Consider the following 12290-nt stretch of genomic DNA (forward strand, 5'->3'; position numbering starts at 1 on the left):
ATGTCTCCTGGGGGGCAGGCGCGAGCGGTTCAGGCTTGTGCGGGCAAAGGGGGGCGCTGTTTGCGGAAAGCGTTCTTGATCAGGATCTTGCCGTCCTTGAAGGTCAGCAGGTCCACCATGTCGGCCTCGATCCGGGAACCGTCCGGGGTCGTGCCCGTGAATGTCGATTCCATGACGCCCCGATCGCCGGACACCCAGCAGCGGGCATTGCGCCAGGCGGCGTCGGGCATGGTCTGCCAGGCCGCCTCGAAGGCCTTGCGCACGGCGGCCGGCCCTTCGTGACGCACCCCGCAGGCCAGCGGCCCCGCCACGCCCTCGAAAACGCATGCTTCGTGCATGCACGCCATCAGGGCTTCGATGTCGTGGCGGTTCCAGGCTTCGCCGAAGGTCTGGAGCATGGAAAGCAACTGATCCTGTGTCATGGGGTCTCCTCATTGACCGATGTGATGCGGCGCCGGCCCGCAGGTCGGAGGGGCGCCGTGATGTTCACACATTAGGAGAACGCCCCGGGCTGGTCTAGGGCCAGTGATTACGTTTCGCTGGCGCCAGATTGCCCGGCTGGACCCTTATCTCTTATCTATCATACGAAACGATTGGTTCCAGATTCAGAGATTCAAGTTGACAATCCAAAAAGGCTCTGTAGAATTCAATTCACACGATATCGAAATAAATCATCTCGATATTTGAAAAAACAGGGTCATCACGACCCCCGCATACCGCATCAGGAGACACACGATGGCAAACGATACCCGCCAAGTCGTTCAAGGCATCCAGGAAATGACCCCGTCCGAGGCCTTTGTCGAAACCATGGTTGCCAATGGCGTGACCGAAATCTTCGGCATCATGGGCTCGGCGTTCATGGACGCCATGGACATCTTCGCCCCGGCCGGCATCACGCTGATTCCGGTGGTCCACGAACAGGGCGCCGCCCACATGGCCGATGGTTTCGCCCGCGTCAGTGGCCGCACGGGCGTGGTGATCGGTCAGAATGGCCCCGGCATCAGCAATTGCGTCACCGCGATCGCCGCCGCCTACTGGGCCCATACCCCCGTGGTCATCGTCACCCCGGAGGCCGGCACCACCGGGATCGGCCTGGGCGGCTTCCAGGAAGCCAAGCAACTGCCGATGTTCCAGGAATTCACCAAATACCAGGGCCATGTCACCCATCCGGCCCGCATGGCCGAATACACTGCCCGCTGTTTCGCCCGGGCCCGGGACGAAATGGGGCCGACCCAGCTCAACATTCCGCGCGACTATTTCTACGGCAAGATCAAGTGCGAGATCCCCCTGCCCCAGCCGCTGGAACGCGGCCCGGGCGGCGCCCAAAGCCTGGACGCGGCCGCCAAATTGCTGGCCGAGGCGAAATTCCCGGTCATCATTTCCGGCGGCGGCGTGGTCATGGGGGACGCGGTCGAGGAATGCAAGGCCCTGGCCGAGCGCCTGGGTGCGCCGGTGGTCAACAGCTACCTGCACAATGACTCCTTTCCCGCCAGCCATCCGCTGTGGTGCGGCCCTCTGGGCTACCAGGGCTCCAAGGCGGCCATGAAGCTGCTGGCCGACGCCGATGTGGTGCTGGCCCTGGGCACCCGCCTCGGCCCCTTCGGCACCCTGCCGCAGCATGGCCTGGACTACTGGCCCAAGAACGCCAGGATCATCCAGGTCGACGCCGACAGCAAGATGCTGGGCCTGGTCAAGAAGATCACCGTCGGTGTCTGCGGCGACGCCAAGGCCTCCGCGGCCGAGATCTTCCGCCGCATCGACGGCATGAAGCTGGCCTGCGACGCCAACAAGGCCGAACGCGCCGCCCGCATCCAGGCGGAAAAGGACGCCTGGGAACAGGAACTGACCGACTGGACCCATGAGCGAGATCCATTCAGCCTGGACATGATCGATGAACAGAGCAAGGAGGAAGGCAACTGGCTGCACCCGCGCCAGGTGCTGCGCGAACTGGAAAAGGCCATGCCGGAAGACGTGATGGTGTCCACCGACATCGGCAACATCAACTCGGTGGCCAACAGCTACCTTCGCTTCGAGAAACCCCGCAGTTTCTTCGCCGCCATGAGCTGGGGCAACTGCGGCTATGCCTTCCCGACCATCATCGGCGCCAAGGTCGCGGCGCCGCATCGTCCGGCCGTGTCCTACGCGGGCGACGGTGCCTGGGGTATGAGCATGAGCGAAATCATGACCTGCGTGCGCCACGACATCCCCGTGACCGCCGTGGTCTTCCACAATCGCCAATGGGGCGCGGAAAAGAAGAACCAGGTGGATTTCTACAACCGCCGCTTCGTGGCGGGCGAGCTGGAAAGCGAGAGCTTCGCCGGCATCGCCAAGGCCATGGGCGCCGAGGGCGTCGTGGTTGATCGCCTGGAGGACGTGGGTCCCGCCCTGAAGAAGGCCATCGACGCACAGATGAATGATCGCAAGACCACCGTGATCGAAATCATGTGCACCCGGGAACTGGGCGATCCTTTCCGCCGCGACGCGCTGTCCAAACCCGTGCGCTTGCTGGAAAAGTATCGCGATTACACCTGATCCCCGAGTCGAGGAGACGCCCATGCGCACGCAGGACATGCTGCTGGATGCCGCCCGGCGCGCCCCGAAGCGGATCGTCCTGTGCGAGGGGGACGACCCCCGCGTGCGGTCGGCGGCCCGTCGGGCGGCCGACGACGGTATCGCCCAGGTCTTTCTGGTGGGATCGGATGAGGAAATCCCGGGTGTGCGCGTCATCCGGCCCGCCGAGTCCGGCTGGCTGGATGTGTTCGCCGGGGAACTGCTGGTCCTGCGACGCGCGCGCGGCATGACGCCGGAACAGGCCCTGGAAGCCGTCCGTCAGCCACTGGTCTTCGCCGCCCTGATGGTGCGGCTCGGACATGCCGATGGCACTGTCGCCGGCGCCGTCCACACCACGGCCGACGTGGTGCGCACCGCCCTCCAGATCATCGGCAGGCGGTCCGGCGTGCGGACCGTGTCCAGTTTCTTCCTGATGATGCGCGACGAGCCCTTCCCGACCGGTGGGCACGCCATGGTGTTTTCGGATTGCGGCCTCGTGATCGAACCCGACAGCCGCGAACTGGCCGAGATCGCCCTGGCCTCGGCGCGCAGCGCCCGGACCCTGCTGGGGATCGAGCCGCGCGTGGCCATGCTTTCGTTCTCCACCCATGGCAGCGCCGCCCATCAGCAGGTCGACAAGATCCGGGAGGCCATGGAATGGGCCCGCCAGCAGGCGCCGGACCTGCTCATCGACGGCGAAATGCAGCTCGATACGGCCATCGTGCCGGAAGTCGCCCGGCGCAAATGGCCGCAGTCCCCCGTGGCGGGCCGGGCCAACGTACTGGTCTTTCCCAGCCTGGACGCCGGGAACATCGGCTACAAGCTCGTCGAACGCCTGGGCCATGCGACCGCCCTGGGGCCGATTCTTCAGGGCCTGGACAAGCCGGCGAACGACCTGTCACGGGGCTGCTCGGTGGAGGATATCCATCAGGTGATCGCCGTCACCGCCGTGCAGGCGGCCCGGACGGGTTGACGCGCTATCGGCGCGGCGCGAGCGTCCGGATCAGCGCCTGCAACGCCTGCATGGTCACCCCGCCATCGAGGTCCAGCCCGATCGAATGCGGGTAATAGCCGCTCAGATCCTGGTTCACGCCGATCGCCAGGATCTCGACCCCGCGTTCGCGCGTGTAATGGCGCACCACCCGGCGCAGATGCGCGTCGAGGAATCCGGGCGGATTGGCCAGGGCGGTGGCGCTGTCCATCGGACCGCCATCGGATACGACCCACAGAATCCTGCGCCCCTCGTCCCGCTGGGCCAGCAGGCGTTCGCACGCCCATTGCACGGCTTCGCCGTCGATGCCTTCGCGGAACAGTTCCGGCTTCATCGCGGCCGTCAGGCCCAGCCGGCCCTGCCGGCGCGACATGTCCCGCGACCAGAAGACCAGATGCTGCAATTCGTTGAGCCGGCCCGGGTGCCTGGGCCGGTCGCGTGCCGCCTGCCATTCCCGGGCCGGCCGGCCGCCGTTCCAGGCGCCGGTGGTGAAGCCCAGCAGCTCGAACGGCACATCGGCGCGCCCGAACACGCGCGCGAGCAGATCCATCAGCAACGCCAGGCGCGGGCCATGGTGCCGCATCGATCCGGAGCAGTCCAGCAACAGCGCAATCCGGGCCTGCGCGGCAGGCTCGACACGCTCGCGGAAAAACACGCGATGGTCGTCAGGCGAACCGATCAGTTGCGCCAGACGGCGCCCATCGATCAGACCCTCGTCCTGGCCGAACAGGCGGCCCGAGGGCCGGGGCTCGCACAGCATCCGCCGCACAGTCTGCGCCAGGCGGGACAGCGACCAGGGCAGCCGGGCGACTTCCTCATCGAGGCGGCGGCGGTAGTCCAGCAACAAGGCCGGACGCACCAGGCTGGCGGCCTCGACGCCCCGGTCATGGCGACGGGTCCAGACGGCATAGCCGGAACCGGCCGCCTCGTCGGCGGACGAACCGCCCGCCGCCAGGCCGGCCGCCTCGCCCTCATCGCCTTCCGGCACCGGCAGGGCGATGGAAAAATCCAGATGCCGCCTGGGCGGGCGTGCCGTTTCCTTGCCGATCAGATCCTGGAAGTACCGGGCCAGCGTCATCGCCAAGGCTGCCGCCTCGGGAGCGTAGGCAGCCTGGTCCGCACGCAGCTGGCGCAGCCGCGCCAGCGGCCCGCCCAGCACGGTGCCCATCCGGTAGCGGGCGGATTCGATCAGATCCGCCTGGGGTTCCGGGATCGGCTCGTCGAACAGCCGGCTTCGGGCCATCAGGGCGAGGCAGAGCAGATGCTGGCCCGTACGGGTTTCGTCCAGACCGGATCCCTGGAACAGGAACAGCCATTGCTCGAAGCGGCGGCGCAGGTTGACGCGCATGCCTGGCCAGCGCTCGGGTGCCAGGGCCTCCACGCGCCACTGCTCCAGCCATTCGAAGATCAGCGCGGCGACCGGATCCCGCGAGGGAATCCGGTCCTGATGCAGGCGCGCGTCCGATTGCAGCAGGCGCAGGGCCAGCGCGTCGGCCAGCGCCCGGTAGGCCGGCGGATCGTCCAGCCCCGGTTGCGTCTGCAGATGAGGAGCGCCGGCCGGCAAAGGCATGTCGCCGTTCCAGGGCCGGCCCGCTTCGAAGTGCACCCGCGGCTGCCGGGACAGCGCCCGGACCGTCGCGGCCGTCCGGGCTTCGAGCGCGTGACGGCGGGTCCAGTCACGGGCGTCAGGCGCCGTCATGCCCGGGCAGCGGGCCGGCGGCGGCCGCCCCCAGCTCCGTGTCGAAGCAGCGCTGAAAGTATTCCGCCACGACATCCTGCTCCGAAGCGTCGCATTTGTTCAGGAACGCGTAGCGGAAAGCGCGCGCGGGCGACTGGAATATCCGCAGGTTTTCGGCCCAGGAGATCAAAGTGCGCGGCGACATCAGCGTGGACAGGTCGCCGCTCTGGAAGCCGGCGCGTGTCAGCGAGGCGACTTCGACCATGGCGGCGATCAGGCGACGGCCTTCAGGGTGATTCAATTCGGGGACCTGCATGGAGACGATTTCGACTTCCGCCTCGGGGCTGAGATAGTTCAGGGTGGCGACGATGTTCCAGCGGTCCAGTTGCGCGTGATTGAGGCGCTGGACGCCGTAGTACAAACCGCTATTGTCGCCCAGGCCTACGCTGTTGGCGGTGGCGAACAGGCGGAAGCCCGAGTGCGGCGCGATGACGCGGTTTTGGTCCAGCAGGGTGAAATGGCCGTCGCGCTCCAGGATGCGCTGCAGGACGAACATGACCTCCGGCCGGCCGGCATCGTATTCATCGAGCACCAGCGCCATGGGCCGCTGCAGCGCCCAGGGCAGGATGCCTTCTTTGAATTCGGTGACCTGGCGGCCATCGCGCAGCACGATGGCGTCGCGTCCGACCAGATCCAGGCGGCTGATGTGGCCGTCCAGGTTGACCCGGACGCAGGGCCAGTTCAGACGGGCCGCGACCTGCTCGATGTGTGTGGATTTGCCCGTACCGTGCATGCCCTGGATCAGGACGCGCCGGTTGCACGAAAAGCCCGCCAGGATTGCCAGGGTCGTGTCCGGGTCGAAACGGTAGCCCGGATCGATTTCGGGCACATGCTCGCCGGGTTCGGCGAACGCCATGACCTCAAGATCGCTGTCCAGGCCGAAGCCGTCGCGCACGGACAGGCGCGTCGTGCCCAGGTCCGTGTCAACCAGGCGTTTCATGATGCGGCCCGCTGCCGGGCGGCGGTACGCTCGGGATAGCTGCCGGCCTCGATGTCCGCCAGTGCCTGCGCGGCGCGGCGCAACGCGGGCAGGCAGGACTCGATGCGCGTCGTCTGGAACCGGATCGTCGGCGCCTGGATGGCGATGCCCAGGTTGGACTTGCCCGACGGCACCGGCACCAGCATGGCGACGCAGGTCAGTCCGGGCAGGAACTCCTCATCGTCCAGGGCGTAACCGTCCTCGGCGGCCCGCCGCAGCTCGATCTCCAGCGCCTGGGGGTCGGTGATCGTTTTTTCCGTGTACTTTTCCAGCGTGCCCGGCACCAGCAGGCGCTTGCGCTGCGAGGCCGTCATCTGCGTCAGGAAGAGCTTGCCGCTGGCGGAGCAATGCAGGGGCACACGCGACCCCGGATGCAGATAAAAGCGCAGGGGCGCCGGCGTTTCCACGCGGTCCAGGTACAGGACCTCGCTGCCGGCGCAACTGGTGATGTTGCAGCTTTCGCCCACCTCGGACACCAGCGTCCGCAGCACGTTGCGGCGGGCACCGTGGACAGTGTTGTTCAGCAACAGGTTTTCGGCGATCCGCCGCAGGCGCACGCCGGTGCTGTAATGGCGCCCGTCGCCGTCGCGCTGGATCATGCCGGCACTGTCGAGCTGTTGCAGCATGCGGTGCAGCGTGGGCTTGGGCAGCCCCAGTTCCTCGACCAGGCTCTGGAGCGAGAAGTACTGATCCTTTTCTGCGATCACTTCCAGGAGCGCGAACAGGCGGATGGCGGGGGTATCGCCATCCAGTTTGGTCGGCGGGGGGGCAAGTTCGACTGGACGCATGAGATTCTAAGTCTTATATTTCAATAACAGGAACTTATTGTACCGATTTTAGAATTTTTAGCTAGGCTTATGATGCATATTGGAATCGCGGGCGCGGGCGTGCTCGGGCGGCTGCTGGCCTGGAGGCTGGTCCGCGCCGGCCATCGGGTCACCCTCTTCGATCCGGCGGACGGTCCGCTGTCCAGGGGCGCGGCCGGATGGACGGCGGCAGGCATGCTCTCGCCGTCCGCCGAACTCGAATGCGCCGATCTCCAGGTCTTCCAGGACGGCCTGGACTCGATCGACATGTGGTCGGAAATCGTGCCGGCGCTGCCTGGCGCCCCCGATTTCGACCGCCGGGGCAGCCTGCTGCTGGCGCATCGCGGCGACGGCGGCGCCGCGCGACGCCTGGTGGACCAGATCGAGCGCAAGGCGCCCGAAGCCCACCGGCCCCGGCCGCTGGCCGTCACATCCCTGGGCGAGCTGGAACCGGACATCCACGGCCCTTCCCTGGCCTGGTTCCTGCCCCACGAGGGCGCCATCGATCCGACACAGCTCATGCCGGCATTGTACGAAAGCGCGAAGACGGCCGACTGGCGCTGGAACCAGCCGGTTCAAGATGTGGGCGAAGGCTTCCTGACGGTCGGCGGGCGGCGGCACGTCTTCGACCACGTATTCGACGCCCGCGGCCTGGGGCAGCGTCCCGCGAAAAGCCCCGCCGCCGGCTGCTCGGATGTGCGCGGTGTGCGCGGCGAAATTTTCCTGGTGCGGGCGCCGGGCGTCCGGCTGGCCAGGCCCGTGCGTCTGTTGCACCCGCGGCACCGCGTCTACATCGTGCCGCGCCGCGATCATCATTTCGTCATTGGCGCAAGCGAAATCGAAAGCGAAGACCGTTCCCCCGTGTCGCTGCGTTCCACCGTCGAACTGCTGGCCGCCGCGCACAGCGTGCTGCCGGGACTGGCCGAAGCGCGCATCGTGCGCGCGGAGACCAATCTGCGGCCGGCGCTGCGCGACAACCTGCCCCTGATCGAACAATCCGCCCGCCTGACGCGCATCAACGGCCTGTTCCGCCATGGCTGGATGATCGCGCCGGCCATGACCGCGCGCGCGATCGTCCAGGCCGGCATACTCGTCTCTTCTTCAGGAGTCTCCTCAGCATGAACACAATTCCGATCTATTTCAATGGCGAGCCTCGCGACGTGCCCGAGGGATCGACCCTGCGGCAGGCGCTGGCGCTGCTGACGCCCGGCGGCGCGCAGGAAGACGCGCCACTGGCCACCGCGCTCAACGGCGACCATGTCGCCCGCCCCCAACGGGAACGGACCCGGGTGACGGCTGGAGACCACATCACCACATTTACCCCCATCGTCGGAGGCTGAGCGCCATGAGCTGGACAATCGCCGATCGGGAGCTCGACAGCCGCTTCTTCCTGGGAACGGCCGCCTACCCTTCCCCACAGGTCATGCTGGACGCCGTGCGCGCCTCCGGCGCGCGGGTCGTCACGGTCGGCCTCAAACGCCAGGCGGCGGCCGGCGCCTCGGACGGACAACCTTTTTTCTCGATGCTGCGGGAGCTGGGATGCCAGTTGCTGCCGAACACGGCGGGCTGCGGCACGGCGGCCGAGGCGGTCGCGTTGGCCCGCATGGCACGGGAGCTCTTCGGCACATCCTGGATCAAACTGGAAGTGATCGGGGACGATCACACGCTGCAGCCGGACGTCTTCGAGCTGGTCTCGGCTGCCCGGACGCTGGCGCGCGACGGCTTTCAGGTCTTTCCCTATTGCACGGACGACCTGGTCGTCTGCCGGCGCCTGCTGGACGAGGGCTGTGTGGCGCTGATGCCCTGGGGAGCGCCCATCGGCTCGGGCCAGGGGCTGCTCAATCCCTCCGCACTGCGCACGCTGCGCGAGCGTCTGCCGGACACCCCCTTGATCGTGGACGCCGGCATCGGTTCGCCCATGGACGCGACTCAGGCCATGGAGCTCGGCTTCGACGCGGTGCTGCTGAATTCGGCCGTCTCCCGCGCCCTGGATCCGGTGCGCATGGCCGAGGCCTTCAAGTGGGCGATCCAGGCCGGACGGCTGGCCTGGGAAGCCGGCATCATGGCGGAACAGGACATGGCAATCGCCACGACGCCGGTCTCGGGGCGTCCCTTCGTGCTGGGCTGAGACCGGCGGTGGCCATCACTGGCGCTGTTCGTTGGCCGTCTTGACCATGCTGTCGTACAGAGTCAGGATGCGCGACCGGTATGGAAAGACCATTTTCGCGAAATCGCTCTGGGAATCCAGCACCTTCTTGAAGAACGGATTGGCCGCAGCATACTTCGCCGTGACCTTTCTTTCCTCCTCGATGAAGCGCGTGTAGTAATCCGGGGGCGTGTCCAGCACCTTCACGCCTTCCTTGTCCATGAACTCGTGCAGCGCCACGGAATTGTCATACACGTTGGCATCCAGGGTATCGGCGATGTTGGCTTTGGCGGCGACCCGGATGATTTCCTTCAAGTCGTCGGGCAGCGACTTCCAGAAGTCCCCGTTGATGAAAATCTGCCCGATGTCGGTTTGCTGATGCAGTCCCTGCAGGTAGTAGTATTTCCAGATCTTCTGCAGGCCCAGGTTGCGGTCGTCCGCGGGACCGATCCATTCCGCCGCGTCGATCACCCCTCTTTGCGCCGAAGGCACGATATCGCCGCCCGGCACGCCCACCGCCGCAATGCCCATGGCCTGGTAGGTCTCGCCCGGGATGCCCGGGGGCGAGCGGTACTTGAAGCGCTTGAATTCCTCCACGTCCTTGATCGGTTTCTTGAACCAGCCCAGGGGATCGGGCCCCATGGGCTGCATCAGAAAGGCCTTGACGTTGTAGTGCATCACGTCTTCCAGGAGTTCCTTGTAGAGTTGCTCCCCGCCCCCCTTGTAGTACCACGCGACCATGCTGGTCTGGTCCAGGCCGGTGCTGGCCGGCGCGTTCGAGAACAGCACGAACGCGGAATTCTTGCCCGAGAAATAATTGGGCCAGACGTAGCCGGCCTTGACCACGTCGTTGCTGACCGCGTCCAGGATTTCGAAGGGCCCCACCACGGCGCCGGCAGCCAGCACTTCAACCTTCAACCGCCCGCCGGACATCAGATCGACCTGTTTGGAAAACTGCTCCAGCAGTTTGAAGTACAGGCTGGCGTTCGGTACCGCCGTCTGGATGGAAAATTGATAGACTTTTTGATCGGCCGCCTGTGTCAGGGCGGGGGCGCATGTCAGCAGTCCCGCCGAAAGACACAGGATGCCGGCAAACCTGGATTTGAAAAAACGGATCATGTTGGTCTCCTTGAGTCAAACCGATTCGACAAGCTAGGTCACGCCATGGCTCACCCTCCGTAAGAATGGCTGCGTCAATCCGCCAGCCCCGTGATTTGCGGCAGCCAATGGACCAGGATCGGGAACTTGATGAGGATCAGCACGACCAGCGCCTGCAGGCCGACGAACTGGATCATGCCCAGGTAGATATCCTTCATGCGCCATTGCGGCACGACCCCCTTGAGGAAGTACGAGGACAACGCCAGGGGCGGCGTCAACCAGGAAGTCTGCAGGGTGACGGCGACCAGGATGCTGAACCAGAGGATGTCGAAGTCCAGGCTGCGGGCAACCGGCAGCAGGATGGGGACGACCACCAGAACGATGGGGATCCATTCCAGCGGACCGCCCAGCAGGAAGATCAGGAAAAGCATCAACAGCAGCATGATCAGCGGCGAGACCGGCAGGGATGTGAGAATCTCGGTGATCAGCCGGCCACTGCCCAGGCGGGCGAAGACCGCGCCGAAAAAATTGGCCGCGCCGATCAGGAACATGATGAAAGCGCTGACTTCCATCGTCCTGATGACGGCGATGCGCAGCGCTTTCCAGCTCAGGCGCCGGTAGATGGCGGTCAGCGCCAGCGATGCGAACGCGCCCGTCGCCGCCGCGTCGGTCGGTGTGGTCACGCCGCCGACGATGAGTCCCAGGGTGGACAGGATGACGACCGTGATGGGGATCACGCCGACGAACAGTTCGCGCAGTTTGTCGAGCAGGGAGAGCGGCGGCCCATCGTATGGAATCGGCGGCCCCAGCCTGGGATTGATCTGACAGCGGATGACGGTGTAGATGAGATAGGCGCCCGAGAGCATCAGGCCCGGAACCACCGCGGCGGCGAACAGGGTGGACACGGGAATGCCGACCAGCGGTCCCAGGACGATCAGCATCACGCTGGGAGGAATCAGGATGCCGAGCGTACCACCCGCCGCGATCACGCCAGCCGACAGGCGGGTGTCGTATCCGCTGCGAATCAGCATGGGAGCGGCCATGACGCCCAGGACGGTCACCGACGCGCCGACGATGCCGGTGGCCGCCGCAAACAGCGTGGCCGTCGCCAGGACGATGACATAGAGCGAACCCTTGTATTTCCCCAGCATGATCTGCAGGGCGCGGAACATCCGGTCCATCAGGCCCGACTGGTCCAGAACGTAGCCCATGAACAGGAACAGGGGAATGGCGGCCAGCTCGACGCTGGTCATCAGCGAGAAGAACTGATAGGTCAGCAGGTTGAAGACTTGCTGGCCGATGGCCAGGAAGCCGAACAGCAGGGCCACGAAAATGAACACGAAGGCCATCGGAAACCCGGTGAGCACGCCCACCACGGCGACCAGCAGGGACACGAGGCCGAGGACGGGATTGCTCATGATTGGGATTCCTCGTTCTGGAACGGCACGTTGTGCCGGATGACCCAGCAGGCCTTGATCAGTTCGGCCACGCCTTGCAGCAACAGCAGCAGGATCGTGAGGGGAATCACCGCCTTGAGCGGATAGATCGGCGGCATCCAAGGGCTCTGCGGGTAAAGCTCGTGCTGCGCCCATGACTGGCCGGCGAAGCGCAGACTGACCATGAAGAACAGTCCCATGGCCGGGAAATACAGCACGACGTACATCACGGCATCCAGCAAGGCCTGCCAGCGCGGCTTGAGCAGGGCGAGCAGGAAATCCGCCCGGACGTGGCTGCCTTTTTGCAAGGCATAGGCCGCGCCCAGCATGAACACCGCGCTGGAGAGCATATAGGTCATGTCATACGCCCAGATGGTGGGTTTGTTGAAGAGGTAGCGGGATGTGACCTCGTAGACCAGCGCGCCCGTCAGGGGCAGAATCAGCCAGGCCGCCAGCTTGCCGATCAGCCGCGATGGATATTCCAGCACCGCCAGCAGCCTGCGCAATCCGGGGGAAGGTTTTCGAGCGTTGTCCATGGGATTCCGG

General features: G+C 65.7%; 12 protein-coding genes. 5 read left to right on the top strand and 7 right to left on the bottom strand.

Going from position 1 to position 12290, the window contains the following annotated elements; all coding sequences use genetic code 11:
* Positions 1 to 29: 29 nt before the first annotated feature.
* A complete protein-coding gene (locus tag O4H32_RS10155) occupies positions 30 to 422 on the bottom strand; it encodes a nuclear transport factor 2 family protein (RefSeq protein ID WP_269358816.1) in 393 nt (130 codons plus the stop codon).
* Positions 423 to 735: 313 nt separating this feature from the next.
* Between O4H32_RS10155 and xsc the strand changes: the two genes are divergently transcribed.
* Together xsc and pta are read left to right on the top strand one after the other, a co-directional pair.
* Positions 736 to 2532 (top strand): sulfoacetaldehyde acetyltransferase, encoded by a 1797-nt coding sequence (gene xsc, locus O4H32_RS10160; protein ID WP_269358818.1) that lies wholly within the window; start codon positions 736 to 738, stop codon positions 2530 to 2532.
* Between the two features lie 22 nt (positions 2533 to 2554).
* Entirely contained in the window at positions 2555 to 3523 is a 969-nt protein-coding gene (gene pta / locus O4H32_RS10165; RefSeq protein ID WP_269358820.1) for a phosphate acetyltransferase, read from the top strand.
* Between the two features lie 4 nt (positions 3524 to 3527).
* Here pta and O4H32_RS10170 read toward each other — a convergent pair whose 3' ends face one another.
* From O4H32_RS10170 to O4H32_RS10180, 3 genes are read right to left on the bottom strand one after another with little or no spacing between them, the layout of a single operon-like run.
* On the bottom strand, positions 3528 to 5240 hold the full coding sequence (locus O4H32_RS10170; RefSeq protein ID WP_269358822.1) for a cobaltochelatase CobT-related protein: 1713 nt from the start codon (positions 5238 to 5240) through the stop codon (positions 3528 to 3530).
* On the bottom strand, positions 5227 to 6219 hold the full coding sequence (locus tag O4H32_RS10175; RefSeq protein WP_269358824.1) for an AAA family ATPase: 993 nt from the start codon (positions 6217 to 6219) through the stop codon (positions 5227 to 5229). The genes O4H32_RS10170 and O4H32_RS10175 overlap by 14 nt, the downstream gene beginning before the upstream one ends.
* Positions 6216 to 7046: an IclR family transcriptional regulator gene (locus tag O4H32_RS10180; protein ID WP_269358826.1), complete on the bottom strand. Its 831-nt coding sequence runs from the start codon at positions 7044 to 7046 to the stop codon at positions 6216 to 6218. The genes O4H32_RS10175 and O4H32_RS10180 overlap by 4 nt, the downstream gene beginning before the upstream one ends.
* A gap of 69 nt (positions 7047 to 7115) precedes the next feature.
* Here O4H32_RS10180 and O4H32_RS10185 point away from each other — a divergent pair, with 69 nt between their 5' ends.
* From O4H32_RS10185 to O4H32_RS10195, 3 genes are read left to right on the top strand one after another with little or no spacing between them, the layout of a single operon-like run.
* The gene (locus O4H32_RS10185) at positions 7116 to 8186 is read left to right on the top strand and encodes an FAD-dependent oxidoreductase (protein WP_331284286.1); all 1071 of its coding nucleotides are present in this window, start codon (positions 7116 to 7118) and stop codon (positions 8184 to 8186) included.
* Positions 8183 to 8404 (top strand): sulfur carrier protein ThiS, encoded by a 222-nt coding sequence (thiS, locus tag O4H32_RS10190; RefSeq protein ID WP_269358828.1) that lies wholly within the window; start codon positions 8183 to 8185, stop codon positions 8402 to 8404. Before O4H32_RS10185 ends, thiS begins: the two co-directional genes overlap by 4 nt.
* Before the next feature lie 5 nt (positions 8405 to 8409).
* Positions 8410 to 9192: a thiazole synthase gene (locus O4H32_RS10195; RefSeq protein WP_269358830.1), complete on the top strand. Its 783-nt coding sequence runs from the start codon at positions 8410 to 8412 to the stop codon at positions 9190 to 9192.
* Positions 9193 to 9207: 15 nt separating this feature from the next.
* On the opposite strand, the gene O4H32_RS10200 is transcribed toward O4H32_RS10195, so the two are convergent.
* From O4H32_RS10200 to O4H32_RS10210, 3 genes are all read right to left on the bottom strand, one after another.
* On the bottom strand, positions 9208 to 10329 hold the full coding sequence (locus O4H32_RS10200; protein ID WP_269358832.1) for a TRAP transporter substrate-binding protein: 1122 nt from the start codon (positions 10327 to 10329) through the stop codon (positions 9208 to 9210).
* A 74-nt stretch (positions 10330 to 10403) separates the two neighbouring features.
* Positions 10404 to 11726, bottom strand: coding sequence for a TRAP transporter large permease (locus O4H32_RS10205; RefSeq protein ID WP_269358834.1), 1323 nt, complete (start codon positions 11724 to 11726; stop codon positions 10404 to 10406).
* Positions 11723 to 12280, bottom strand: a complete 558-nt coding sequence (locus tag O4H32_RS10210) for a TRAP transporter small permease subunit (RefSeq protein ID WP_269358836.1) — start codon at positions 12278 to 12280, stop codon at positions 11723 to 11725. Before O4H32_RS10210 ends, O4H32_RS10205 begins: the two co-directional genes overlap by 4 nt.
* Positions 12281 to 12290: the final 10 nt, after the last annotated feature.

Source organism: Castellaniella denitrificans (assembly GCF_027214045.1).
Lineage (GTDB): Bacteria > Pseudomonadota > Gammaproteobacteria > Burkholderiales > Burkholderiaceae_B > Castellaniella > Castellaniella denitrificans_A.